Here is a 26,082-nt window from a genome sequence, read left to right on the forward strand (position 1 = left end):
AAAACTTTGAGGATGATTCACATGAAAATTGCGATAGCGCACGATTACTTAATCCAAATGGGCGGCGCGGAAAGAGTGGTGGAAGTCTTTCATCACATGTATCCCGAGGCTCCAATCTACACAACGGTTTTTAACGGAAGCCGCCTTACTGACAATCTCAAAGATGCGGATATCCGTGCCTCCTGGCTGCAAAAGATTCCGGGGGTAAAGACCAATTTTAAAGGGGTGCTGCCACTTTATCCAATGGCCATCCGTGATTTGGACTTTCGCGGTTTCGATATCGTCCTGAGTTCCAGCAGTGCTTTTATGAAAAGTATTCAAGTTCCTAAACATACGTTTCATCTTTGTTACTGCCATACGCCTATGCGCTTCGCATGGGATTATGACACCTACATGGAACGTCAGTCGAATTCCGGGCTGTTCAAAAAAATGCTTAAGGTATACATGCAGCAGCTCAAAACGTGGGACCAACGGACTTCCAAAAATGTGAATCAGTTCGTAGCCAATTCTTCAGTAGTGAAGACGAGAATTCAGAATTATTATCACCGGGATGCAGATGTCATATTTCCACCGATTAATACAGCCCGGTTTACAAGCTCTTCTACCATTGGTGACTACTATTTAATTGTCTCCCGGCTTGTTTCCTACAAGCGGATTGATCTGGCAGTAGAGGCTTTCAATCGTAACGGTCTTAAGCTTTATATCGTAGGGGATGGACCGGATCGCAAGCGTCTCGAAGGCATGGCTAAGGATAATGTATCGTTTCTGGGCCGGCTAGAAGATGAACAAGTAACTGGAATGATGGCACAGTGTAGAGCATTTATTTTTCCAGGAGAAGAGGACTTTGGAATTACACCGCTGGAAGCGAACGCTGCAGGAAGACCGGTAATTGCTTATCAAGCAGGTGGGGCACTAGATACTATTATTCCTTATGTAAATGGTGTGTTCTTTCAGCATCAAGAAGTGGAGGATCTACTTAAGGCTATTTATGAGGTAGAGTCCTACGCTTGGGATATCGATCAAATTATGGAGCATGCACGTAAATTCGATGAGCAGGCGTTTATGGTTAAGTTCAAGCAGTATGTTGAGCAGGCGTACGTCAATTTTCTAAAAGGAGGATGATTATATGAAGCTGACAGTAATCGGTACTGGGTATGTGGGTCTTGTATCTGGCGTGTGCTTTGCACTGGGCGGACATCATGTCATCTGTGTGGATAAGGACGAGGAAAAGATTAAGAAGCTGAAACAGATGGAATCGCCCATCTATGAGCCGGGAATCGAGGAACTGATTGAACTGAATCTTCGTGAGGAACGGTTATCTTTTTCTGCAGATCTTCAAGCGTCGGTGCGCCGTTCAGATATTATCATTCTTGCTGTAGGTACGCCATCATTGCCTAACGGTGAAGCAGACTTAACCTACATTGAGGGTGCAGCCGCTGAAATCGCCAAAGCGATGGAAGGGCACAAAATTATAATGACTAAATCTACAGTTCCAGTAGGAACAAATGAAAAAATCTCTCAAATGATCTCTAAGTATACCCAACATTCTTTTGATATCGTGTCTGCACCTGAGTTTTTACGTGAAGGGTCAGCGATTCGCGATACCCTCCATCCTGATAGAATTATCATTGGCCTTGATAATCCAGAGCTGGAACCAACAATGCGCGAGCTTCATAAGGGTTTCACAGAAAATGTATTTGTAACAGATATACGCAGTGCTGAAATGATCAAATATGCTTCGAATGCATTTTTGGCCACGAAGATTTCCTTTATTAATGAGATCGCCAATATTTGTGAAAAAGTGGGAGCTGATGTAACCGAGGTAGCACAAGGAATGGGTATGGACCAAAGAATCGGGTCATCCTTCCTGCAGGCTGGTATCGGTTATGGAGGCTCCTGTTTCCCGAAAGACACTAATGCGCTCATTCAAATTGCGGGCAACGTCGATTACGAATTCAAATTATTGAAATCTGTAGTCGAAGTGAACAAGGGACAACGGTTTATGATCATCTCCAAGCTGCATGAATCACTTGGCAGCCTGCGCGGTTCGACGATTGGGATATGGGGGCTTGCCTTTAAGCCTAATACTGATGATGTCCGCGAAGCTCCCGCCAGAGAGATTGTTGAGGCACTGGTGGCTGAAGGGGCAACAGTCAAACTATATGATCCAATCGCAGCTACAAATTTCAGGCAGCAATATGATCATCCGCAGCTTCGCTGGTGCAATCTGCCTGAGGAAGCGGCTGAGGGCAGCGATGCCGTATGCCTCTTGACCGATTGGAGCCTACTCAAGGATATTGATCTGCATCAGCTGGCGAAAAGCATGCGCAATGGGGTGCTGATCGATGGACGCAATGTGTATTCCAAGGAGCAAATTGAGGGTACCGGCCTCGTTTATCATTCTGTCGGTCGCCCGCAGATGGGTGGATTGAGCGGTTATTCTGCTAGTGTGGCTGGAGCGGTTTAATCTAAGTTATATTGATTGAACTTGTGATTTTTCTATTTAGGGATGAGCCGTGACTCCAGAGAATGTTTGGACTTCCAGCCCCTGTTGTCTGCAGATTTCCTGATTTTAACCGCTGATAGCGGTAGAAATCCGCAGACAAAGGCGGACGCTAACGCTCTTACAGTTCCCAAATTCCCCTCCGCCCCTTCGTTCCCTTATTTTAAGGTTCTAAGCAATTTATAAAGTTAGGTACTCTGATTATATACCGCAGTAGCATTTGTAGTTGTCATTGTCTCTGTCTCTGTCTCTGTCTCTGTGGTGGCAACTAGTCTTGCTCTTGTAGTTGCAGTTGTTCTTACAGTTGTTGCAGTTGCAGCTGCCTCCCCCGGAGCAGAAGCAAATCTTTAGAAAAACGTGCTTGCTTCCGGCTGGTACAGCCCGGTACGCACGGATCAGTGTTAAAAAGTAGTTGGTTAGGTTAAGAACGGAAAGGGAATTTGGAACTGTAGAAACGGAGTGTTCGCCCGAAAGATTTCCGTAGGAAAGCTAGCTTCGAAAGCATATGCTATCCTCGGATTTCTACCGCGAGAAGCGGTTCAATCAGGAAATCTGAGGATAACAGCGATCGGAAGTCCAAAATCCCTTGGAGTGGTTTCTACCTAACAAATTTTTTTAGTGCATCCGCTCGAAATAAGGCTAAGTGGAAGCTGACGTTTTGATAACAATTCAAATATGCTCGATTTCCATAATTCAAGGAGGGTTCATTCTATGAAAATGGTACTTCTATCAGGCGGTTCAGGTAAACGGTTATGGCCGTTGTCCAACGACTCACGTTCAAAGCAATTTCTAAAGGTACTTGAAAGCCCTCAAGGTGAACCAGAATCCATGGTACAACGTGTCTGGAGACAGCTGGAGGAAGCAGGGATGGCAGAATCATCTTATCTGGCCACCGGCCGTGGCCAAGTAGAAATGATACAAAGCCAGCTGGGAAGTCATGTGCCGATTATCGTTGAACCGGAGCGTCGGGATACTTTTCCGGCTATCGCCTTAACAGCTACCTATCTTTATTCAGTGGCAGGTGTTTCTCCAGCGGAGACGGTAGCAATATTGCCTGTTGACCCTTATGTAGAAGCATCTTTTTTCGATACCATAGCTATGCTTGAGGGGACCATGCTGGAAAGTGGAGCAAATCTGGCTCTAATGGGTGTTGTTCCTGAACATGCCTCAGAGAAATACGGATATATTATTCCTACCACCGAAGAGGCGGGGGAAAATGGTTTTATGAAGGTGAGTCACTTTCAAGAGAAACCTGACCGCATACAAGCAGAACAGCTCATCGAGCAAAATGCCTTGTGGAATTGCGGAGTGTTTGCCTTCCGCTTAGGGTACTTGTTAGATATTTTGCAGCGTAAAGGGTTGCCTTTAGGATATGAAGAATTGCAGAAGCAGTATAAGCTATTGTCTTCCATCAGCTTTGATTATGAAGTGGTGGAGAAAGAAGAACATATTGTGGTACAGCCGTATGATGGATTCTGGAAGGATCTTGGAACGTGGAATACGCTGACAGAGGAAATGAGCAGCAAGCATGTAGGAAAAGGTTTTGTGACGGCGGATTCTGAGGGGACTTGCTTGATTAATGAGCTGGACATTCCGATTACGGTAATTGGTGCGAAGGATCTGATCATTGCGGCTAGCCCGGATGGGATTCTAGTTACCCATAAAGCTGAGAGCCCACGGATTAAAGAAGTGCTGAAGACCTTTGAACAAAGACCGATGTACGAGGAACGCCGTTGGGGTCATTACAAAGTTATTGATTATGTGAAATATGATGAAGGCAATGAAGTGCTGACCAAACGGATTTTTATATCCGAGGGGAATAATATCAGCTATCAATTACATCGCAAGCGTAGTGAAATTTGGACAATCGTCAGCGGCGAAGCAAGTATTGTGCTGAATGAGAAAAAACATAATGTGAAGGCTGGGGACGTGGTACGTATACCGGAAGGAACGAAGCACGCGATCCTTGCTTTGACGGATGTTGAGTTTATAGAGGTACAGACGGGGTCTGAATTAGTAGAAGAAGATAACATACGTATTACTTTAGACTGGAATGATATAGAACTACAACAATTCATTTCATAGGTCTAACCTATCTATTTAACCAATTCAAAATTTCTTGAAACAGGTAAATTGACTCAATTATCAAAAAAAGTCATAAAAACACTAAATATATCATTAATTGTCGTCGATACTTACGGTAAGAGAGATTATTTCTCTTAAATTGAAAAGGCAAACCTATCGAAAGGTAGGGACGCAAAGCTATAGGGCCTTCGAAAGAGTGGCAGCCTGGCTACCGAAAGGGAGATTATTTTGAAAGCTTACCGTACGTATCGATTGTTTGGTGCATTTCTGTCACTCGTCCTGTTTCTGACTGCACTTCCGCTTGCTGTTGGAATTTCGCCGTCTGTTGTCATAGCTGCTTCAAATTCTGGAACGCCAGTTACCCCAGGTGCCTCACCTGAAGCCGTAAAGCTGCTTAACTATTTTTACTCGATCTCAGGAAAAGGTATTATTGCCGGTCAACATGACTATTTAGAAAGTCCAGATGAAATTAACAATATGCTGAAGGGAACCAGCGGACAATATGCGGCTCTTCACGGTTATGAAATGGGTGCGATCAGTGGCCAGTCCGAAGCAACGATGGCTTGGCAACGTCAAAATGTGGTGAACAGCGCCATCAACTGGAATAAAGCGGGCGGGATCGTAGCTATGACTTTTCATGCTAACCTGCCGGGCACCTCTTATGACTGGGATAATGTGAAAAAAACACTTAGCCAGAGTGAGTTCGATAGTTACGTTACACCGGGTACCAAGCAATATAACAATCTGATCGCTGAGCTTGATAAGGTGGCCGTCTCTTTAAAAAGCTTGCGCGATGCCAACGTTCCGGTGCTTTGGAGACCCTATCATGAAATGAACGGGAACTGGTTCTGGTGGGGGAAGAAAAATAACTTTTCTAAACTATGGAATATTATGTATGACCGTTTTGTTAACGTTCATAAATTAAATAATTTGTTATGGGTATGGAGTCCGAATGCTCCCAATGTTTGGTCAGATCCTTATGCGCTAACTTATCCAGGTGCTGATAAAGTAGATATTCTGGCAGCAGATATATACGAAAATGATTACCAGCAAAAATACTATGACAGCTTATTGAGTCTAGCCGCAGGCAAACCGATTGCGATCGGGGAAAATGGTGAAATGCCTAATCTGGAGAAGCTTCAGCAATCGCAAAGTAAATGGACGTATATGATGAGCTGGGGAAAAATGCTCTACGAGAATAACAGTGCAGACACAATCAAAACATTTATGAATAGCAACTATACCCTGACCAGAGATAAATTAAATACTGGTCTGGCACCGACACCTAGCGCCGCACCAGCGCCGGCACCTTCTGAAGAAGAGGGGGAGGCAGCAATTCCTCTCGCGAAGGGGCTTGCAGGAGAGTATTACAACAACATGCAATTGTCGGGAGCAGCAACTCTTAACAGAACTGATGCAATAATCGATTTCAATTGGCGGCAAGGCTCCCCGGATGCCGCCCTCGGGATTGATCGGTTCTCCATACGTTGGAGCGGTAAAATTAAGCCATTATATAATGAGCAATATACATTTTACACTACCTCAGATGATGGTATCCGTGTCTGGGTGAATGAGGAATCCGTGATTGATAGTTGGACTAAGCAAAGTGGTACTGAGCGTAAGGGCACTATAACGCTGAAGGCTGGCCAGCTATATGATATCAAGGTGGAGTATTACGAGAATGAAGGCGATGCGAGAGTCCGCTTGATGTGGGAAAGTGCTAGTCAAGCTAAAGAGACAGTTCCAGCAAGTGCACTTTTTCTTCCGGATGTCTCCTGATTGATGAAAATTAAAGGTCGATCCTTAGTGGCTCTGCGTTATTGCAGAGCTACTAAGCTATAGTCCTCATTAGGTCAGAAGACGATTGTCCGATAACAGGTATGTTTTTAACACCTGTGGAGGCAGTACAGCTACCGAAAGGAGGATTTATTTGCGTAAATATTATAAGAAAAATAGATTGTTGTTTACTATGTTACCGGTCTTTATTATTTTTTCCTTGCTGCCTTGGGGAGAGGTTAAAAGTCTTCCGAAGGCTATGAGTGTTTCTTCCTCCCTACCTCCGGCTATACCAAGTAATCCTTCGGCTTCTGAAGAAGCCAAGCAACTGCTAAGTAATTTGGTAAATCTACGTGGCAAAGGGCTCTTGTCCGGCCAGCATGATTATCTAGAAAGTCCAGATGAACTGGTTCATAAGCTGAAGAATACTTCGGGACAAAATGCTGTTCTACATGGTTATGAATTAGGGGCGATTAATAATCAATCCGAAGAGACGATCGCAGAACAGCGGCAAGCTGTTATAGACAGTGCAATTGAATGGCATCAAGAGGGTGGCATTGTAGCGATGACCTTCCATCAGAGCTTACCGGGAACCTCTCCAGAGTGGTCCAATGTAAACAGAAGTCTCAGTCAAGAGAAATTTAATGCTTATGTTACACCTGGGACAGCTCAGTATAAGAGGCTAATCTCAGATCTAGACGAGGTTGCTGGATATTTGGGTCAGCTGCGTGATGCCGGAGTTCCGGTCTTATGGCGACCTTACCATGAAATGAATGGTGGTTGGTTTTGGTGGGGGAAAAAGGACAATTTTTCAGAGCTGTGGAGTATTGTCTATGATCGTTTTGTAAACACACACAAGCTAAATAATCTACTGTGGGTGTGGAATCCGAATGCGCCGAATGAATGGTCAGATCCATATGCTGCATATTATCCCGGTGGGGATAAACTCGATGTTCTGGCTGCGGATATCTACAATAACGATTATAAACAGTCCTACTATGAGGATCTGCTCGCATTGGCCGAGGGTAAACCTATCGGAATCGGGGAGAGTGGGCAACTGCCGAACCCGGATGTATTAACTGAGAAACAAAATAAATGGGTCTATATGATGACCTGGGGAAAATTACTGACAGAAAATAATACACTACAGTCAATTAAAAGCTTTATGAAAGACTCGTTTATAGTATCAAGAGAGGACTATGTTCTCACAACAGGAGATCCTTCGATAGCACCCGTAACTCCGGTAACCCTAACGGGTTTAACTGGAGAATACTATAACAATACTGATTTAGAGGGAGAAGCGGTACTTATCCGCAATGACCGTAAGATTGATTTTAATTGGCATGGTGGGTCTCCTGCCTCAGAGATAAATGAAGATCACTTTTCTGTACGCTGGAAAGGGAAACTCAAACCCGAATTCAGTGAAAAATATACGATTTCGGCATCCTCTGATGATGGAGTCCGTGTCTGGATTGACGGAAAGCTGATCATCGACAATTGGAAAAATCAAAGTGCAACCCTTCATAAAGGAAGTATCCCACTCACAGCCGGAACGCTTTATGATATCCAAATTGAATATTATGAGAATGAAGGAGATGCCAATCTTCGTTTGCTATGGGAGAGTTCCAGCCAGAAGCAGCAGGTAATTCCACAAGGGGCATTGTTCCTTCCTTAATCTAATGAAATGATAGGGTAAGACATTCCGGAAGAAAGAGAGGACCTATGGATGGGAATAACGAGGAGAATATCTAATAGAAAAAATAAGATATCTGCAAACAAACCATTACTGTTATTACTAAAATTCGCCGCATTAACCGTCTTGTTTCTGTTGTCTGTCTCTGTCTTCGGAACGAATAGGACAAACGATTATAAGGTAGGTGCCAATATACCGAGACTATCTGCAGGAACTGATGCTGCAGCAGAAATACCGGATGGTACTGTGATCTGGAATCTGGGACAACATGATGGCTCAGCAGCTGAATTCGCTGCGAGTGGCACTTCTGGCAGCAAGAAGGAATTTAATGTTACTTCTTCGGTGCTCAAATCATCGGCTCTTCAGAGCTTGCCTGCAGGCTTGAATGGAAAGACCCAGCCGGAATTAACGATCACCTATCAGCTAAATAAGATCCCGGAGAATGGGGTCTTATTTAGCGTAGGTATTCTGGATGCTTATAAATCCGTGCCGCAAATGAGTGTGTTCTCCAATCATCAATTGTCGGGGATCATTCAAATTGCGGGCGTTGCTGGCACAGAAAGCGAATATAACTTTCAAAAGACCTATGAATTATATATTCCCAAGGAGCAATTGAAGATAGGAACGAATGAATTGAAGCTGCAAACGGTTCGCTGTTTATATTGCAGTGACAAAGAAGACGAATATTCCTGGTGGACTTGGGATAATCTCCGTTTAGAATCTCTTAACGCTCCAATTTCTGAGCCTATCCATGGCAGCTATACACTGACGGGAACAGTAGTGAATAATAAACAATTTTATTTCGATGAAGGTGCAGTTACGCACTTGCCTTATGTTATCAAATGGCTAGGGATGGCTTATAGCGGGAATGTGATGCGTACTAGCTGTGCCAGTGATGTCGGGAGATCCTGCTCGGATATGATGGAATATTACAAGGTATTGCAGGATTACAACATGCAGGCGGTTGCTTTGTATTTGCATACTGGTGATATTAAGCTTAAGGCAGATGGATCGTTGCCTGCTGACGCGGAGAAAAAGTTGACAGATTATTTTGAGCAATATAGCCCCTATTTTCAATATTATGAGGTAGATAATGAGCCGGGATTATTCAATCGTTCTAAGGCAGTGAACCTGGCGATTGCGGACTGGCTGAATAAAAAGGGCAAGCAAATCGCGCCCCATTTACAAACTGTTGCTCCGGGCTGGGCATATTGGCCGAGCTACAGTGAGGATTCTTGCGGTAATCAGAAGGGAACTGGGAAGGAATGTGGAGATCCGGATGGCTGGGAACGTGATCCAGAGCAACGTATGGAGCTGGAGAAGGTTACGGATTTGACCAATGGACATTCCTACGGTGACTCTTATATTTTTAGTAATGGAGGAAGCTTTACTGAGAATTTGAAGACCTTCACTGGTGCAGACAATGGACTCGGCAAAAAAATGCTGACCACTGAATTTGGTACCTCGGACAGTCATGTGGATGCCTATCAATACGGGGCAACGGAGCGGACAGCGGCTGTATTCGACCGGATCATGCGTGCACATATTGGTTATGCGGATATGTTTGTGCAGCATGCTGCTTTTTTTAAGGATTTCAGTTTATTCAAATACGGGTTTAATTTAGAAGAGCATGATCCGGCGACCACAGAGATTTATTATACAAAAGAAAATGAGGATTCACGTGTCAGCATCATGAGAAGGCTCAGTCTTGCCTATGCTACACATGGAGCTCCGCTAACTTATCAAATTGCCAACAAAGATGTGTTAGCCGACAAACTGGTATATGTTCGGGCCGTGGATACTTCTACATTGAAGCCTCTTGCGGGAAGCGGAGCGACCTCAAATAAGGTGCTGGTTAATTTCGTTAACTTTGAATCTACTCCACAAACTGTGAGTGTAAATGTGACTATGCCGAAAAACGGGGTGTATGAAGGGGAACGTTTTGGAAACGGGAATACGTATGAAAAAGCAAGAAGTTATGTAACAGGTAAAAAGGCTACTCCTACGTTAACCTTTACGGAGACCCTTGCTCCAGGAGAGGCTGTGCAGTATATTTTGCAGCCTTCCTCTGAAGTAAAGCCGTCGGCACCTAAAGGATTCAAAGCCGCAGCAACAAAAGGTTTAGCTGTAAAATTAAATTGGTTGGAGGCACCAGGAGCAAGCTATGAGCTGCTTCGCGCTGAAGGTAGCGGCGGGGAAATGAAGGTGGTGGCCACCGATGTGAAGCTTACAGAATTTACGGATCATAATTTACGTGAAGGGACGTTATATACCTACGCGGTAAGGGTATCCGGCTCTAATTTACTGTCCGATAAAGTTCAGATTACAGCCACCGGACTGGTTCCTCTGGATCGTACTAAATGGAAGGTATCCTCAAATGTGAATACGGCAGCATCAGCTCCTAGTCTGGCTATCGATGGGGATCGGCGCACGCGCTGGGATACGGGGAAACATCAGGTTTCCGGTGAGTATTTTCAGATTGATCTGGGTGAAGCACATGAAATTGAAAGAATAGATTTGGATAGCACGTTATCACCGTTTGATTACCCAAGAGACTATGTAGTCTATATTTCTGACGATGCTCAAAACTGGAAAAAACTCACGTCTGGTAAAGGTACGAAAGAGCTTACTAAGATATCCTTTTCTAAAGTGAAGACGAGGTATGTCAAAATTGTACAGAACGGAGCCGGCGGGAATTATTGGTCTATTCAAGAGCTACAGGTGTACTCCAGAGAATAAGCAATTATTTGAATTTATATAACTGTTAATAGAGCATACTAAATAACCTCAGCGGGATCCTTCTCCCGCTGAGGTTATTTTTGTGCTTTAAATAAAATGGAGACCTGACATATAAGGTAAAGGAATTGCCTCAGATTCCCCTGAGGAATCAGAGGTACGAAGCGGGCTCGCTGGATCAAACAGCAGCGAGATCAGCTCCTTGTCGTCCACGGACGACAAGTCGAGGCTACGATTGCGGCATACTTCCGTCTGCCGCAAAAGCGCTTCCCGGTCTGCGATGCAGACCGTCCCGCTATTCGCGCCGGCGCTTAAGGAGGCGCCGGCGTCCCGCAGAAGCGCGAGCAGGCTGCGCTCCTGCCACGGCACAGGCACTTGCAGCGTGCCAACGCCGCTGCACAGAGCCGCCTTGGCCAGCAACGCCGCTACCGCTTGCGGCTGGCCCGCCCATTCCACCGCCGTCGCTGGGCTCGGCGCCGGCACATCCGCCGCAGGCACAGCCATCGCGGCGAACCCCTCGATGCTGCCGTCCCGCACGGCTACGAGTGTGCGCTGGGACAAGCCCAGCACACCCGCGTAAGCCTCGGCACCCAGCAGCAGCGCCAGCTCACCCGGACTGTACACCTGTCCGGCTTCGCGTTCATTCAGCAGCCGGTTGACGGCGAAGAAGTCGCCCGGCTGCATGGGCCGCAGCGTCCATTCTTCCCCTGCTGCGGCAGCAAGTGCGTGAGCCGAGCTTGCGTTCAGCTCGGCCAATTGCGTACCGCCGAACGGTACGCATCCCGCTCGGGTATACAGCGAGCGGTCACCCGAGACAAAGATAAGCGATGCGCCGGCATTCGCAGCATGGGTCTGGCATAGCTGTAGAAGCTGACCGGCTAGTCCCTGTCCGCGATAAGCAGGATCTGTGCAAACCGCGCCGATGGAGAACACGTTCAGGAGAGCTTCTCCAGTGCGGATCGTGGAGGGCACTAATCCCATAAAAGCAGCGATGTTACCGTCCTCGGCAACGGCTGCATAAGAGTGAGTGTAACCAGGGCTAAAAATCAGCGGAAACAGCTCTTTCATAGAAGTGTCGCCAGCTTTACGAAAGATGGAATGGGCTAGAAGAGCGGCTTGCTCCAGCTCCGCAGGTGTTATTAATCTCAATTGCATATACAGTCAGCCTCCTTATATGTAAATACGAGTAGGGTAGAAAGGAATTATTTTAAGTATAAGCCCCAGCGGATGAAATCTTCAATCCTGCTTATATTATTCAATGTCTCAAAAGGAGGTGGATAAGGGTAATAACGTACATAAATAAGGAAGCTTATATTTTAAGCTAGAAGCGAAAGGGAAGTGAATAAACGGTGACCCAACTTGCAGATAATATCATATTATTGCTGGCAGCTCTCTTACTTGTAGGTGTGTTTTCCACCAAATTCTCCACTAAATTTGGAATGCCAGCTCTAGTGCTTTTCCTTGCTGCGGGGATGGTACTGAGTCAATTTATCTTTTTTAACAATGCTTCCTTAACACAAATGGCTGGGATTTTTGCGCTGGTTGTTATCTTGTTCGAAGGTGGGATGCAGACCAGTATTAAGGATATCAAGCCTATTATTCGGCCGGCATTATCCTTATCCACGGTAGGCGTATTGTTAACGACAGCTATCGTTGGGGTGTTCGCTAAGCTGATTCTTGAGGTGTCATGGGCAGAAAGTTTTTTGTTCGGAGCTATCGTGGGTTCGACTGATGCGGCTGCGGTCTTTTCGGTATTAGGCGGTAAGAATATTGACAAACGACTGACCTCGACACTCGAAGCGGAATCAGGCAGCAACGATCCTATGGCGGTATTTTTGACAGTATCGCTGATCGAATGGATTCAGCATCCGGATATGGCGATATGGGGACTTGTGCTGTCCTTTATATGGGAGATGGCAGTTGGTTTGGTGATAGGGATTGTACTTGGTAAAGTCGCAGTATATCTTATCAATCGAATTAACCTGGATTCTACGGGACTTTACCCGGTATTGGCAATTGGATTTGCTGTCCTAACCTACGGCTTATCTGCACTCGTTCATAGCAGCGGCTTGCTGGCTGTCTATGTAATGGGTCTTACCCTTGGCAATTCCGAGCTGATGTATCATCGAACCATTATGAATTTTAGTCATGGCTTTGCTTGGATGATGCAAATATTTATGTTTATATTGCTGGGTCTACTGGTATTTCCACAGGAGCTGGCAGAGGTGGCTTGGCAAGGTATATTGCTGTCCGTCATTCTGATGGTTGTGGCAAGGCCAATAGGAGTGTTTATAAGCTTGCTCTTTTCCAGATTCTCTATTCGTGAAAAAACACTAATTTCTTGGGCCGGCCTGCGCGGAGCCGTTCCAATTGTGCTGGCAACCTATCCGCTGCTAGCTAATCTTCCCCACGGCCGACTGTTCTTCAATGTGGTATTCTTCGTCGTGCTGACCTCAGCAGTGATTCAAGGAACAAGCATTTCACCGCTGGCTTCCCGGTTGAAGCTGGTGGGGCAAGAGGATTCAGCACAGCCATCCCTGATGGAGCTGGTCGCCCTTGGCAAGACGGATTCCGAGTTCAACCACATAGGAATTGAACCTTACATGCCCATTGCCGGGCAGAAAATCTCCGATATCGGACTGCCAGATGATATCTTATTTACTGCTATTATCCGGAATAAAAGCATTGTCACCCCCCATGGCAGTACCGTCATTAAGCCAGGGGATACTGTATATGTCTTAAGTCCAAAGAGCAAACGCGATGAGATGAGGGCTTTTTTCCGGAGTCAGAAAGGGAAGACGGCGGAGGAAAATATATCTTTGATTTAAGTCTAGAAAGAGGACGTTATCCAGAGTGTGACAGAGATAATAGGCGTTATAACAAAAGTTATGCTAGAATCGGCAACATGCAAATCTTCAGAGTGGTTGCAAAAAGCAAAAGGATGTGTTAAATTGTATATAGATTTAGAACGAGTCTAAATACAATATAATAAATTAACCATAGGAGGTTTTATTAATGACTACACAACTAAAGAGCCAAACTGAACTGCACGCTGCTTTGAACCGCCAGACCGCGAACTGGTTCCTGCTTGGGGTAAAGCTTCATCATTATCACTGGTATGTTAGCGGATCCCAATTCTTCACGCTGCATGAGAAGTTTGAAGAACTCTACAATGAAGCTGCTGGTTATGCAGATGATTTGGCTGAGCGCCTGCTTGCTATTGGTGGACAACCTGCCTCCTCTATGAAACAATATCTGGAGCTTTCCGATTTACAGGAAGCTCGTGGCGGCGAAGATGCCAAGGGTATGGTAATGGAGCTGGTTAGAGACTTTACAACTGTTTCTAAAGAACTGCAGGCTGCGATTGCTACTGCAGAAGAACTGGCTGATCAACCCACTGCGGATCTGCTGATTGGTATTAGAAGCAGCATTGAGAAACATGCTTGGATGTTGAATGCTTTTATCGCCTAAGACAACATTCTTATAAAGGATAGAACCACAAAGAGCGCCTGCGTATAGGATACGCATGGCGCTCTTTGTTTTGTTGTTTTACTGCTGAACACAACTATTTAATAAACACACCCCCGAAGGGAACTACCTCGCGTAGAAATCGTTTAACAATTCCATCATCGTTGTTATCTCTTTCGAATCGGCGGTTCTGACGTCCTGCCTGAAACAGCACAGGCCCGTGACCTGTCATCTTCCAGTGATAGCTCATATGCTGGCTAGCCAAATGGTTGCCGTAAACGGTGAGCTCCAGCTTGGCATTCTCAGGGTAGGCAATAATGCTGCCTGCATCGACATAAAGGGGGTTGGTCGGGTGCAGTACAGCTTCACAGACCGTACCCTCCGTCAGTATGCCAATCATGCCATTGCCCGAGAATTTCACTTTTACAATGTCCCGTGTAACGAGCACATTCTTCATGCTTAGCACTCGGGTCTCCAGTGAAATACCTATACTGTAGAAGAAGAGATGCTTAAAGTCGTACAGCAGATCGCTTTTGCCATCGAGCTGCAGGATTTTTATGCGATAGCCTGGTGGAAGGGCGGCGACGAAATGGCAAGGACCTGCCATATCGGAACGAATCAACTTTCGCTTGCGGTATATGCCCTTCACATCCATAAATCTGTCCGCTCGTCCTGAGGAAGGACCTTGATAAGCGATAATTTGTTGTGGATGGAGTACATGAACCTCTTCCTTCTCCTCAAGGGAGAAGGCTACGGCTTGTCCGCTTCCACTGTCGCTTTCATCTTGGATATCGATGTTCATAGTTCATCTCCCTCATGCTGTGACTGTGATCTTCAATGAATACGTAAGACTAACGCAGACGGTCGCCTTTTCGCGAACGGTAAAGCATGCTGAAACGAATAAAACGGATCAGTATAAAATAACCTAGGATTAGTCCAATCCCTGTAAAAATAGTCACTTTGATTTTATGATAATATTCTTCGCGTGCCGTCCGGTCATTTTTTAATTCATCAACCATCTGCGTTAGTTGGCGATTCTGCTCTTGTAGGCTTTCGTTCTGTATCCGGTAAGCTTCTATCTCCTGCGTGGTATTCGCGAGCTTATCCTTTGCCTGCTGAAGCTCTTCAGCGGTTTGCTGAAAACCTTCCTTTAATTCATTCACTTCGTTTGGCAGCTCGGAGAAATTTTTAACTCCATTATAGATATCACTGAATATATTAGCTTTTGCTACAGGAGCTGGCAGGCATACAGTAAGCGTCAGCAAGAACAGGAGCGAATATAACAGCTGTAGATATGCTCGGGATTTATGTTGTTTCATCTATATAATCACCACCCAATTTAGGCTTGTAGTTCTTTTATTTTAACACAGCTTGACAGCTTCTGACAGCGTACGCCATGGGACTGGTAATGCTTATAATGAAAGTAATTTTTACCTCCTTAAGGTTTTCGTTTACTCATTATTAAACACGATCGGTCCGTGATTATCTCGATTGAGAAGAGGTACTATTTATCGTATACTTTGGACGAAAGGGGCTGCTGTCGATTGAACAAATGGCTTAAAACAATATTGCTTCTGATCGGATCTGCTTTTTTGACTAGATTGATCCCATTTTCATCTTTGTTTCGGAATTTAGACACGATGATTCATGAATTTGGTCATGCTCTGATGACCTTACTACTGTCGGGTAGTGTGCTGAGGATTGAATTATACGCAGATCATAGCGGTGTAACCTATTCAGCTATTCAAGAAGGGGGCAAGGCAATATTAGTTTCCCTCTCGGGTTATTTGCTAGCCTCCTTATTTGCACTTCTGCTCTTCTATTTATACAGTAAGGGACGCCATGATTGGGGCCTTATCTTAGCTACGGGTGTGGCGTTGATTATGCTCCTGCTATACGTGCGAGGAAGCTTTGGCATGATGTGGTTGGGCGGATTTATTGCGCTAAATATTCTAATGCTGGTGGTTTGGAAGAAGGCCAGCAAATATTATTATTTGTTATTGGCCTTTTTAACCTTGGAGGAGTCTGTAATGGGAAGTTTATTTCTGGTATACGCGGCTGCTGTATCACCGTCCCGTGCAGGAGATGCCAGCAATCTGGCAAGAATGACTCCCATACCCGCTATATTTTGGGCTACACTGTTTTTTATATTTTCTCTGTTGTGTGCCAAATGGGCACTGGGACTATTTTTCAAGCGAGAGCGAATGCAGACTAAATTAGGGAGTCGATGAGAAAAAAACATAAAATTTTCGTCATAAATAGACAAAAGGAGTTGTTTTTACAAGAGTCAGTCTACTAAGCATGTAGAATGACTCTTTTTTTGTCGATAATATAGAACCGAACATACATTCCATGACATGGAGTTGTCCGCCATTATTGGTACATTAATAGAAGACCCAAAAAAAGAAAGAGGTGGAAATAATGATAGAAAGTATTCATCCCGTATTCACATGGAGTCAAAATCGTATTTTTGCAGGCGGCAATCGTAAGGTTATTTTGCTTGTCGAATGGAAAGGGAGTATACCTGCAGAGCACAGCCGACCCAGCAGTTATAAAGTGGTTGCGCGTGAAATTGAGCTGCGGGTTTGGCTTGAACCCCATGTAACTTTTAAGCGTTCGTATGGGTGTGAGTTTGAAGTCGGTGAAGGCAGATCGCTACTTCTTAAGCTTGGCAAAATAAAAACGGGGCAACGAAAGTTTATTGCTTTGGAATTCAATATCTCTACTACTATTGCAGGTAGATATGAAGCTCTTTCCTTACAGTGGAAATATAAAAAGCCAACCGTAGAGCGTGTTCAAGAGCTTCCAGTAAAGGTTCTTGAGCTAGAATACACGCATCATACTCAGGTTCTGAGTGAAACCTGCTGCTTTCACGTAGAGAAACATCTGGAATTGTTAAAAACAGCTGAAACGATTGAGGAGGCAACCACGTTGCAAAATGAAGGACAACATAGTCAAGCTCATGAAAAGCTTTGCCGTCACGCAGATAAATTACTATTACTAGCCGTGCGTTCTGGAGATCCTTTACTACTTAAAGAGGCCGAAATGTTGTATAAACAGATTGGATTCGAGTATCAGAAGCGGGGGAAAACTGCTACTGGAAATTGATATAGGACATACAACTAGAAGATGCATATTGACGAAAAAAGACCTATACATAAATTTGTTTTGTCAGCGGGTTCGGCGGAAAATAATCAGAAGAATTGTAATATAAAATGTGGTAACATAGTAAAAAAGTTCTATCACACTATTACTTTTTTTCATAAAATAATGGGTCTATTTAACCATAAATCAAGGGGAACTGAATATGACAGACCGATTAATCCGACTGATGCGCATTATTACACTTGTTCAAGCCAAGCCAGGGATATTAGCCCGTGAATTGGCGGAACGCTGCGGCAACAGCGAGAGAACGATATACCGGGATATGGACGCGCTTAGCGCCATGCATATTCCTATAACCCACCTTGGACATGGAAAAGGCTATGCTTTTATTGGCAATTTTGCACTTTATCCTTTGGATTGGTCGGAAGAAGAGGCGTCTGCGTTTTCGCAACTACGCTATATTATGGAAGATATTAAACCCGTTCTGCCTATCGATTTTGAAGGCGCTTATGAAAAAGTAGTTGCAGCTGAATACAAGCGAAAGGCGGAGCGGGAAGAAACGATAGAACGTGCAAGAAGAGAAGCAGGTACAAGCTGGTTGGAAAGAAGCGGTGCACAGATGGAGCATCAATCTTTTTTAACACCTATATTGGAGGCTTTATTAAAGCAGAGGAGTATTCAAGCGAATTATTGTGAGAATGCGGTGGAGGAGAAAGAAATAACCATTGATCCTTATTGTTTAGTCCCACTGGAAAATCGTTATCATCTCATTGGATTTTGCCATCATCAGGGTGTTATTCGTACATATCATATCAACGATTTTTCAAACGTGAAGCCACTAAACCGCTGCTTCTCAAAGGAATCATTTGATTTGCAAGCTTTTATGAAGCAAAAATGGTCACTTGACCGCGATAGTTTGCAGGTAGAGTTTAAAGTGAAATTTTCGGAGCGAATCATGGAAGGGCTAAAGAGAGAGGATCTGCCCTATAAGCCGAATAAAGTAGACCGTCAAGCTCGGTGTTGTTATTTTAAAGTCGCGTTGGAACAAGATATTGCGTTTGTCCGCTGGATTAAGAGATTCGAAGAGGATGCTGAAATCATAGAGCCGTTATATTATCGTGAAGTGCTCAGGCAGCAGTTGGAGAAATGGATATCACAATATAAATAAGATGGATTCTCACCTTCAAATGAAATATTCGTTTACATATATTGTTACAAATCAAAAATTATAGAATATTTCTCTTGTTTGGTGAGTCTTTTTATAATATCATCATACATTAAATAACATAATTATAATTTATAGGGTTATTTCTATCCTCGAATTTGACCTTTGTTCAATTTTATATAGAAGAAAAGTATTCTTAAGATTCATTTGATTCTTAAAAATGAATATATTAATCCGGGTGAGGTTCCTGGGGGAGTGGATTATCCATTATGTTGAATGTACTGGGCTTTAACGTGAAGAATTAATATCATTCGTGTTAGGTGTCTTTGCAGCCCTATTTAGGGGTGTCAGAGGCATCTTTTTTGTGTGCAAAAAGCCAAAATCATCGTTGTATATTGTCTAATTATAACAATATATAACTAAACATATACAAACACAACTGTACTTATAGAAAAACGAAAAACTGTATGCTAGAATAGCATCTAAATATATACATACGAAATTGGGAGGAATGGAAATGTTTAAGAAATGGGCACTCTCCGTGATGGGGATATTGGCAATCCTTCTGGTTGTGAATTTATCTGCAGGTTCAGGTGTAGAGGTGCAAGCAGCCACCAAGAAGACCGAAATTATTGTTTCCGCAGCGGCTAGTTTGCAAGACAGCCTGGATAAGATTGCTCTCCTTTATGAAAAGAAACATCCCGATATTGATTTGGTTTTTAATTATGCAGCATCCGGCACTCTGCAAAAGCAGATTGAGCAAGGGGCCCCGGCGGACCTGTTCTTCTCTGCAGGTGATAAACAGATGAATGCACTGGTGGAAGGTGGACTTATCTCCGATCATAAGGTTCTGCTTAAGAATCAATTGGTTGTAGTTGTACCCTCAGATTCAAAGGTCAAATTAACTACGATTACTCAGCTTACGGATAAAGCTTTTAAGAAGGTGGCAGTGGGACAGCCTGAATCTGTGCCGGCGGGTCAATATGCTCAGCAATCGCTGGCAGCGAAAAAGGTATGGGATCCGCTGCAAAGCAAACTCGTATTCGCCAAGGATGTACGTCAGGTTCTCTCTTATGTAGAAACAGGAAATGCCGATGCCGGTTTTGTCTATAAGACAGATGCGCTTACTTCAAAGAAAACTAAAATCGCTTTGACGGTCGGTCCCCATGTACACAAAGCCATTAATTATCCGGCAGGCATCGTGAAGAGCTCGAAGAATCAAAAGGCAGCTAAGGAGTTGTATAGTTACCTTCAGAGCAAGGAAGCTAATGATATCTTTGTAAGTTATGGCTTCCTGCTTCCTTAAATAGAAATTACGAGTAGAAGCGGGTGGAATAAGGTTGGAAATAAACTGGACTGATTTCTTCGCCCCGGTATGGCTTTCCGTAAAAATATCTGTGATTACCAGCATTATTGTATTCATTTTGGCAACAGCTGCTGCGAAGGCCATGGCAGGCCGGAAGTTTCCTGGCCACAGCTTGGTAGAGACTATAATGCTGCTTCCACTCGTTTTGCCGCCGACGGTCGTAGGATTTGTACTTTTAGTTATTTTAGGCCGACGAAGCTGGATCGGTAGATGGTATGAACAGATGACGGAGCAGACGATCCTGTTCACATGGGGGGCAGCTGTTATCGCTGCTGTAGTTGTAGCTTTTCCACTCGTATATCGCACAGTGAAGGCGGGTTTCGAAGGGATAGAAGCAGATCTTGAAGATGCAGCGCGGGCACAAGGGGCAAGTGAACTGCAGGTACTGCGCTATGTCACGCTGCCGCTTGCGGGCCGGTCGCTGGCAGCCGGTTATGTTCTTGGCTTTGCCCGCGGTCTTGGGGAGTTTGGCGCTACCATTATGGTAGCTGGCAATATTCCGGGCCGTACGCAAACCTTACCCACAGCGATCTATGTTGCGGTAGATGGAGGCAATATGACGCTCGCGTGGATGTGGGTATGCTCAATTATTGTTATTTCAGCCGCTATGCTGATGTTTGTGAATCGGCGTTCTTAAAAAACACCAGACAGCGATTCTCCGGTTATGGGAGAGTTGCTGTCTGGTGTTTTTGGTTTGAAGCGGGCGGCTTGAGCAGATGCTGGGCAAGTGGAAACCCGGCGACTTTGATGCAGCTTTTAGCGCCGCCAAATTTTGATGGGAGTCTGTGAGTTAACTGCATTCTATACAGTTATTCGGTCTGCATAAGGGAACGTTCTAGTTTTAATTGTATTCTATACAACTAAAACTAGAAAAGACGCCTATGGGGTAGTAAATCAAAAGAAATAGGTGTACCAAATACAGTTATATCTAATTTGCTAGTTGTTCGAAGTTATATAGTTGTACGAAATACAGTTAAACGCTTCTGCAGATTGCTTCCTTCTTCTGTCTGCGACCATTAAGTCTCATAAATTATCGTCCCAGTTTCCGTGAGATCATATCCGTGAATGGATCCTAGCTCACTCTGGAAGGCTGGTGAACGCAAAATATCAATCACGGCAGCGATCCATTGCTCATGCTCCGGTTTTTTTATCATCACCAGGTCGTAGCACTCCTGAATCATAGGAATAAAATCAACGCCGTCGACAATCTTGGCGGCTTTCTCGGTGCCGATGGCTACATCAGCTTCTCCCCGGGCCACTTTACCGGCAACTGCCAAATGGCTGTTCTCCTCGTTCATATAGCCTGATAGGCTGGCTGCTGGAATGCCATGCAATCGAAGCTGTTCATCCAATAATACGCGTGCACCTGAGCCTCGTTCTCTATTGATCAGCGTGAGTCCATCCTGCTCTAAGTGAGACCATTCCTGAATACCTCTGGGATTCCCTTTTTGTACGTATAAACCAGCACTTCGGGTTAGCAGGCGAACTACAACATAAGAACATCCGACGAGTATTTTACGGATATAGGGTAGGTTGTATTCTCCAGTATCCCCGTCGAGTAAATGTGTGCTGACAATGTCCGATTCCCCTTTATACATGGCAATCAGGCTGTCTAGACTCCCGGCATAAGAACGAAGAGGACGTTCAGTAGGCAGAGCCCGTTCTAAATAGGTAGCTAGAATATCCAGTGACATATCCTGACCTGTAATCACCAAGCTGTGTCCTACAGCTTTAAGGTGAGGAGATTGTGCTGGCATTTGAGCTGGATTTGTACCGGAAAAGGCCAAGGGGATTGCTGGTGGAGTCTGGCCCATTATAGTAGTAGGGTTAGCGGTAGACACCCCACTCCGTGTATTTTGTTTGTAGGCTTCCAAATCGGATTGATCCACGCGCATTTGTTTTCCTACACGGTAGGAGGGGAGCTCCCCTTTTTTAATTAGATCATATACTTTTAATTTTGATATTTTTAATAAGCGGGCAATTTCTTCTGTCGTATAGGATGTATTATCGGACATCACAAAAGCCTCCAGAACTTCATATTAGGACAAGACTACCCTATTTTGAAGTCCTGTGCAATTAGGCTATTGTTGTTTCCCAGCCTGTTGTGTACTGGATAATTTGATCAACTCAGAGACAGTGACAAATCGAAAGCCTTTCTTTTCTAATTCGGGCAAAATAATTTTAAGCGCTTCTCTAGTTTGTGACTGCCCGTGCACATGATCATGAAACAGAACGATGTCTCCATTACGTGCATTTCGAATGACCTTGTTCGAAATACTGTATACCCCTGGGCGATTCCAGTCACGTGTATCTTGATGCCAGGACCATAATATGGGCTTCAAGCCCATATTGTTAGACAGATCTACTAAGGTCTCGTCATACATGCCACCTGGTGGTCTGAACAGTGAACTATGTTTACCGGAGACTTTTATAATCTCTTCTTCGGTCAATTTTAGCTCCTGCTCAAATTGGGCTTCATTAATAGGTCTTTTAAAATAAACGTGATTGTAGGTATGGTTAGCTAATTCATGCCCCTCAGCAATCACTCGTTTCGCTACCTCTGGATAGGCTGCAATTCTTTTTCCTATCGCAAAAAAGGTGCATTTCGCATGGTATTGATTCAATACCTTTAAGATTTGATCGGTTTCAGTAGGGTCAGGACCGTCATCGAACGTCAATGCAATCACTTTTTGGTTAGTATGTACTTCCCAAATCATGTCTCCTCTTTTTTCGTAGTAGTCGCGGTTTTTGCTTGGACTGCCTAGAGCAGAGTTCGTGAAGCATAAAAAGAGTGTAAGGGTGATCATCATAATTTTGCTGCGAGTTTTCATCATTTCACCTGTTTTTTTTATTTTAGAGTGCTCCTTTTGGGGGTCGGTATATTCATAGTTTAAGTTTTGTATAGACAACCAGTCTTTTTTGGTGCTCTTTCTTCTTTCTACTATCCTTCATGTACAGGTTATGAGATTCATTTTGGCTTCTGATGATTACATAGTTATCGACATGCCCGTTTATAATTAAATTAGCTTTTGTATTTTGATGTGAAAATAGTTATGAAAATGCCTTATAATGAAGTACTATATACAGACATTTGGTTAGGGGTGGGAATATGACACTTATTGAAAAAAGAGAACACCGGCAATATCCGGAGATTACCCGCCTTGAAACGTCGAGAGCTGCTTATGAGCGTGATTATTCACGCCTGATTCATTCGCCTACTTTCCGTAGGCTACAAGGTAAATCACAAGTATTCGGAGCAGGGACGGGTGATTATTACCGTACGCGTCTGACTCACTCACTTGAAGTTGCGCAGATTGCCCGTGAGGCGGCGAAAAGTCTGCTGCGATCGTATCCAGAAGTGGAAACCACTAAGGCGGAGAATCCGGGTCTTGTTATCGATCCAGAGGTAGTGGAATGCGCAGCTATCGCTCATGATTTTGGCCATCCTCCCTTTGGACATAAAGGGGAAGAAGTGCTGGATAATATTTTGGAACAGCTTATTGAAAAGAAAACTAACGAAGCTGCGCTGCAATCAGGCGCAACGGGTGTGGATCGGCTGCTGATCCATGAGCAGATGAAGCAACGTTATGAGCATTTCGAAGGCAATGCCCACAATTATCGGCTGATTATGTTTCTGGAGAAGCGTGAAAATATTGATGGCCTAAATCTGTCGGATGCTGTGCTGCTAGGCATAAATAAGTATCCTTTTCCCGGCACCTCGCTGAAGAAGGGGATGTACCTGAACGAATGGGGATATATTTCGGAGATCCGCAAAGAGTGGGGAATACCAGCAGGTAAGAAAACGTTGGAGGCTCAGCTTATGGACCTTTGTGACGATATCGCTTATTCTGCACATGATCTGGAGGATGGGATTAAAGCCGGAAAGATTGAAGTGCATGAACACTTTATGCATGATTCTTATATCCAACGGTTAATCGTGGAGAAAATCACCACGCTCGAGGATTTCTTCTGGAAGGGCTGGGAAGAGGAAGGCATTCGCGCGAAGGTCGAGGAAGTGCTCAGTTCATTTCTTCGGGTTTGGAAGGAAAAAATGCCAACCTGTGAAAACGACTATTCCCGCACTCGACGTGAAGTTAAGGCTTATTGGGTAAGTACCTTTGTCGCAAGCTTGGGAGTGATCCAAGATGGAGACTGGAAGAAGGTCACCTTTATAAAGGAAGGAAAAGAAGATGAAGATATGCTGCGGACCGTCAGTGTGTTGAAAAGCTTCGCATGGGTCACTATGATCCGTGATTTGCGTGTGCAGCGGCTGCAGAAACGTAGTGAGTGGATTTTGCGCCGACTATGGGGAGCATTTCTGGATCCACAGACCTCTAAAGCCATTATTCCATCGGATTGGCTGCAGCGCTTTGAGAAAGATCAGAAGCAGGCAAAGCCGATTTGGACTTGGGAGCATATGGTGATTGATTATATCGCAGGGATGACTGATGCTTTTGCAGAGAAAATATATAATGAGCTGTACGGACTGAAAGTCGGCTCGATTTATGATTTGGATTAGAGGCTCTTAGACAAGTAGTCCCTGCTGTTCATTTAGATCATCTAAATGAACAGCAGGGGCTATTTTTATAAGGATTATTGATTTAAATACCACTCATATGCAGTTTTTTCAAGATTAACCACAAATTCTTCTTTCCCGTCTATATAAGCTCCAATATCCTCTGGGAATTGTTTGGCAAGAGTATCTTTTAAATCTCCGTACTGTTTAACCGCCTCCGGATATGATCGAAGGTAGTCTCTTACAGCCAGATGACGACCGATATCTATCTTATTATCCATTTGGAAGACATGAACATGATGGGTTCTGCTATTTCCGCCTTTTCTGAAATATCTTCTGCCACTGATACCGAACTCACCCATACATTCATAACCAAGTGCTGTCATTTGCTGGTTGAACTCATCTACAGCTTCGATATTTCGTACTACTGGCATTATATCTATGATTGGTTTCGCTTTGAGTCCGGAAACAGAAGTGCTGCCAATGTGGTGAATATCAACGAGGGCATCAGCAAAGATATCTTTAATCTTCTGAGCTTCTTCGTTGAACATTAGACTCCATTGTTCGTTAAATTCTGTGACCGTGACCTTCATTGCACTAACCCTCTCTTTATGGATAACTTTGGATTTTCTTATTATAGAACAGATGTTCCTGTTTTGTAAAGCTTATTATTAATATTGCCGGTCATAATCAACAAGATTTAGAGAAGGTGTGCCTGATGATAAGTAAGACTTCACATTTTCGGTAAAAATATTAACGATCCGGTCAGCGTATTGATCTGTAATTCCAGCGGAGTGTGGAGTGATAATAACCTGCTCCATAGACCAAAGCGGATGATCCTGCGGAAGGGGTTCGGTCTCAAAAACATCCAACCCAGCACCACGGAGTTGTCCGCGATTCAATGCATCGATCAGCGCCTCTGTATCGGTAGTTGCGCCCCGGCCAATGTTAATGTAATAGGAGCCTTCTTTAAACGCGGAGAAGCTGGTGGCATTAAATAAATGCTTGGTCTCATCGGTAATAGGAAGGGTATTGATGATGAAATCGCCTTGACTTACAGCTTCGGATAAACGATCTGTTGTATAGATTTGATCAAAGTCTGCGACTGGCTTACCGGAACGGCTGACACCGATAGTCTTCATCCGGAAGGCTTTAGCAATTCTGGCGGTTTCACTGCCGATCGCTCCAGTTCCAGCTATTACGGCTGTTTTACCGAACAGCTCGCTTTCACTGCCATCAGATTTCCAAATCCGGTTCTGCTGATTGCGTACAGCTGTATGCAAATTACGGGTGAAGAGAAGAATGAACCCGAAGATTACCGCAGAAATAGGTTCGGCATGAACTCCGCTCCCACTGGTGAGCAGGATTCCTTGTTGCTTAAGACGATCGAGAGGAAGCTTCTCAATACCAGCAGACCAGGACTGAACCCAGCGAAGGGAGGACTCAGGGCGAAGGAGTGTATCCGAAATACCTTTTGCCCAGCCAATTACAATTTCTGCTTCTGCAAGCAGCTGCAAATCCGGATTTTTTGCGTCTCCTTGTGTAAATGTATAGCCTGGGGCAGCCGCTTTGATCCTTTCCTGCTGCTGAGATGTAAGTGGTTGTAGACATACTATAGACTTAGTCATGATGTGTTCCTCCTACTTTGTGGTTTAATGGATATGGATCA

General features: G+C 44.4%; 21 protein-coding genes and 1 riboswitch. Of the genes, 14 read left to right on the forward strand and 7 right to left on the reverse strand.

From position 1 onward, the window contains the following. The first annotated feature begins 21 nt into the window (after positions 1-21). From NSQ91_RS04795 to NSQ91_RS04820, 6 genes are all read left to right on the forward strand, one after another. Positions 22-1,122, forward strand: coding sequence for a glycosyltransferase (locus NSQ91_RS04795; RefSeq protein ID WP_036676592.1), 1,101 nt, complete (start codon positions 22-24; stop codon positions 1,120-1,122). A 4-nt stretch (positions 1,123-1,126) separates the two neighbouring features. After that, positions 1,127-2,467, forward strand: a complete 1,341-nt coding sequence (locus NSQ91_RS04800) for a UDP-glucose dehydrogenase family protein (protein ID WP_076129263.1) — start codon at positions 1,127-1,129, stop codon at positions 2,465-2,467. Between the two features lie 747 nt (positions 2,468-3,214). Next, positions 3,215-4,588 (forward strand): sugar phosphate nucleotidyltransferase, encoded by a 1,374-nt coding sequence (locus NSQ91_RS04805; protein WP_076129262.1) that lies wholly within the window; start codon positions 3,215-3,217, stop codon positions 4,586-4,588. A 136-nt stretch (positions 4,589-4,724) separates the two neighbouring features. Continuing rightward, positions 4,725-4,804: riboswitch (cyclic di-GMP riboswitch) on the forward strand. Between the two features lie 12 nt (positions 4,805-4,816). Further along, entirely contained in the window at positions 4,817-6,367 is a 1,551-nt protein-coding gene (locus NSQ91_RS04810) for a glycosyl hydrolase (RefSeq protein WP_340916641.1), read from the forward strand. A 151-nt stretch (positions 6,368-6,518) separates the two neighbouring features. Continuing rightward, entirely contained in the window at positions 6,519-8,039 is a 1,521-nt protein-coding gene (locus NSQ91_RS04815) for a glycosyl hydrolase (protein ID WP_340916644.1), read from the forward strand. A 51-nt stretch (positions 8,040-8,090) separates the two neighbouring features. Next, positions 8,091-10,796: a discoidin domain-containing protein gene (locus tag NSQ91_RS04820; RefSeq protein ID WP_340916647.1), complete on the forward strand. Its 2,706-nt coding sequence runs from the start codon at positions 8,091-8,093 to the stop codon at positions 10,794-10,796. 87 nt (positions 10,797-10,883) lie between these two features. Here NSQ91_RS04820 and NSQ91_RS04825 read toward each other — a convergent pair whose 3' ends face one another. Beyond that, the gene (locus NSQ91_RS04825; RefSeq protein ID WP_340916650.1) at positions 10,884-11,948 is read right to left on the reverse strand and encodes a GNAT family N-acetyltransferase; all 1,065 of its coding nucleotides are present in this window, start codon (positions 11,946-11,948) and stop codon (positions 10,884-10,886) included. 194 nt (positions 11,949-12,142) lie between these two features. On the opposite strand from NSQ91_RS04825, the gene NSQ91_RS04830 reads away from it, so the two are divergent. Both NSQ91_RS04830 and NSQ91_RS04835 read left to right on the forward strand, forming a co-directional pair. Next, positions 12,143-13,621, forward strand: a complete 1,479-nt coding sequence (locus NSQ91_RS04830; protein ID WP_076279908.1) for a potassium/proton antiporter — start codon at positions 12,143-12,145, stop codon at positions 13,619-13,621. Positions 13,622-13,808: 187 nt separating this feature from the next. Continuing rightward, on the forward strand, positions 13,809-14,264 hold the full coding sequence (locus tag NSQ91_RS04835; protein ID WP_076129259.1) for a Dps family protein: 456 nt from the start codon (positions 13,809-13,811) through the stop codon (positions 14,262-14,264). Positions 14,265-14,358: 94 nt separating this feature from the next. Here the strand turns inward: NSQ91_RS04835 and NSQ91_RS04840 are convergent, their stop codons facing one another. Both NSQ91_RS04840 and NSQ91_RS04845 read right to left on the reverse strand, forming a co-directional pair. Beyond that, on the reverse strand, positions 14,359-15,063 hold the full coding sequence (locus NSQ91_RS04840) for an AIM24 family protein (protein WP_076129258.1): 705 nt from the start codon (positions 15,061-15,063) through the stop codon (positions 14,359-14,361). Between the two features lie 49 nt (positions 15,064-15,112). Continuing rightward, positions 15,113-15,580, reverse strand: coding sequence for a hypothetical protein (locus NSQ91_RS04845; protein ID WP_076129257.1), 468 nt, complete (start codon positions 15,578-15,580; stop codon positions 15,113-15,115). 225 nt (positions 15,581-15,805) lie between these two features. Here NSQ91_RS04845 and NSQ91_RS04850 point away from each other — a divergent pair, with 225 nt between their 5' ends. The 5 genes from NSQ91_RS04850 to modB all read left to right on the forward strand — a co-directional run bounded on the left by NSQ91_RS04850 (position 15,806) and on the right by modB (position 20,534). Next, entirely contained in the window at positions 15,806-16,492 is a 687-nt protein-coding gene (locus tag NSQ91_RS04850) for a M50 family metallopeptidase (RefSeq protein ID WP_076194197.1), read from the forward strand. A gap of 190 nt (positions 16,493-16,682) precedes the next feature. Next, positions 16,683-17,369, forward strand: a complete 687-nt coding sequence (locus NSQ91_RS04855; protein WP_076129255.1) for a hypothetical protein — start codon at positions 16,683-16,685, stop codon at positions 17,367-17,369. A gap of 199 nt (positions 17,370-17,568) precedes the next feature. Continuing rightward, a complete protein-coding gene (locus tag NSQ91_RS04860; RefSeq protein ID WP_076129254.1) occupies positions 17,569-18,534 on the forward strand; it encodes a helix-turn-helix transcriptional regulator in 966 nt (321 codons plus the stop codon). Between the two features lie 508 nt (positions 18,535-19,042). Next, entirely contained in the window at positions 19,043-19,837 is a 795-nt protein-coding gene (gene modA / locus NSQ91_RS04865; RefSeq protein WP_370511265.1) for a molybdate ABC transporter substrate-binding protein, read from the forward strand. Positions 19,838-19,877: 40 nt separating this feature from the next. Beyond that, positions 19,878-20,534, forward strand: coding sequence for a molybdate ABC transporter permease subunit (gene modB / locus NSQ91_RS04870; protein WP_172628881.1), 657 nt, complete (start codon positions 19,878-19,880; stop codon positions 20,532-20,534). A gap of 379 nt (positions 20,535-20,913) precedes the next feature. Here modB and NSQ91_RS04875 read toward each other — a convergent pair whose 3' ends face one another. Both NSQ91_RS04875 and NSQ91_RS04880 read right to left on the reverse strand, forming a co-directional pair. After that, the gene (locus NSQ91_RS04875; RefSeq protein WP_076185042.1) at positions 20,914-21,912 is read right to left on the reverse strand and encodes a substrate-binding domain-containing protein; all 999 of its coding nucleotides are present in this window, start codon (positions 21,910-21,912) and stop codon (positions 20,914-20,916) included. Positions 21,913-21,978: 66 nt separating this feature from the next. Then, positions 21,979-22,728: a polysaccharide deacetylase family protein gene (locus NSQ91_RS04880; RefSeq protein WP_076129284.1), complete on the reverse strand. Its 750-nt coding sequence runs from the start codon at positions 22,726-22,728 to the stop codon at positions 21,979-21,981. A gap of 278 nt (positions 22,729-23,006) precedes the next feature. Here NSQ91_RS04880 and NSQ91_RS04885 point away from each other — a divergent pair, with 278 nt between their 5' ends. Continuing rightward, positions 23,007-24,416: a deoxyguanosinetriphosphate triphosphohydrolase family protein gene (locus NSQ91_RS04885; protein WP_076129250.1), complete on the forward strand. Its 1,410-nt coding sequence runs from the start codon at positions 23,007-23,009 to the stop codon at positions 24,414-24,416. A gap of 74 nt (positions 24,417-24,490) precedes the next feature. Here NSQ91_RS04885 and NSQ91_RS04890 read toward each other — a convergent pair whose 3' ends face one another. Further along, entirely contained in the window at positions 24,491-25,006 is a 516-nt protein-coding gene (locus tag NSQ91_RS04890) for a GrpB family protein (protein WP_076279904.1), read from the reverse strand. A gap of 78 nt (positions 25,007-25,084) precedes the next feature. Further along, positions 25,085-26,041: a D-2-hydroxyacid dehydrogenase gene (locus tag NSQ91_RS04895; RefSeq protein ID WP_076129248.1), complete on the reverse strand. Its 957-nt coding sequence runs from the start codon at positions 26,039-26,041 to the stop codon at positions 25,085-25,087. Between the last annotated feature and the right edge of the window lie 41 nt (positions 26,042-26,082).

Source organism: Paenibacillus sp. FSL R7-0048 (assembly GCF_038004505.1).
Classification (GTDB): domain Bacteria; phylum Bacillota; class Bacilli; order Paenibacillales; family Paenibacillaceae; genus Paenibacillus_AQ; species Paenibacillus_AQ odorifer.

Coding starts and splice junctions, on each gene's coding strand:
- NSQ91_RS04820 (WP_340916647.1), top strand. CDS start 8,091: ATGGGAATAACGAGGAGAATATCTAATAGAAAAAATAAGATATCTGCA.
- NSQ91_RS04800 (WP_076129263.1), top strand. CDS start 1,127: ATGAAGCTGACAGTAATCGGTACTGGGTATGTGGGTCTTGTATCTGGC.
- modA (WP_370511265.1), top strand. CDS start 19,043: ATGGAAATGTTTAAGAAATGGGCACTCTCCGTGATGGGGATATTGGCA.
- NSQ91_RS04860 (WP_076129254.1), top strand. CDS start 17,569: ATGACAGACCGATTAATCCGACTGATGCGCATTATTACACTTGTTCAA.
- NSQ91_RS04875 (WP_076185042.1), bottom strand. CDS start 21,912: ATGTCCGATAATACATCCTATACGACAGAAGAAATTGCCCGCTTATTA.
- NSQ91_RS04825 (WP_340916650.1), bottom strand. CDS start 11,948: ATGCAATTGAGATTAATAACACCTGCGGAGCTGGAGCAAGCCGCTCTT.
- NSQ91_RS04855 (WP_076129255.1), top strand. CDS start 16,683: ATGATAGAAAGTATTCATCCCGTATTCACATGGAGTCAAAATCGTATT.
- NSQ91_RS04795 (WP_036676592.1), top strand. CDS start 22: ATGAAAATTGCGATAGCGCACGATTACTTAATCCAAATGGGCGGCGCG.
- NSQ91_RS04845 (WP_076129257.1), bottom strand. CDS start 15,580: ATGAAACAACATAAATCCCGAGCATATCTACAGCTGTTATATTCGCTC.
- NSQ91_RS04890 (WP_076279904.1), bottom strand. CDS start 25,006: ATGAAGGTCACGGTCACAGAATTTAACGAACAATGGAGTCTAATGTTC.
- NSQ91_RS04880 (WP_076129284.1), bottom strand. CDS start 22,728: ATGAAAACTCGCAGCAAAATTATGATGATCACCCTTACACTCTTTTTA.
- NSQ91_RS04835 (WP_076129259.1), top strand. CDS start 13,809: ATGACTACACAACTAAAGAGCCAAACTGAACTGCACGCTGCTTTGAAC.
- NSQ91_RS04805 (WP_076129262.1), top strand. CDS start 3,215: ATGAAAATGGTACTTCTATCAGGCGGTTCAGGTAAACGGTTATGGCCG.
- NSQ91_RS04840 (WP_076129258.1), bottom strand. CDS start 15,063: ATGAACATCGATATCCAAGATGAAAGCGACAGTGGAAGCGGACAAGCC.
- NSQ91_RS04895 (WP_076129248.1), bottom strand. CDS start 26,041: ATGACTAAGTCTATAGTATGTCTACAACCACTTACATCTCAGCAGCAG.
- NSQ91_RS04885 (WP_076129250.1), top strand. CDS start 23,007: ATGACACTTATTGAAAAAAGAGAACACCGGCAATATCCGGAGATTACC.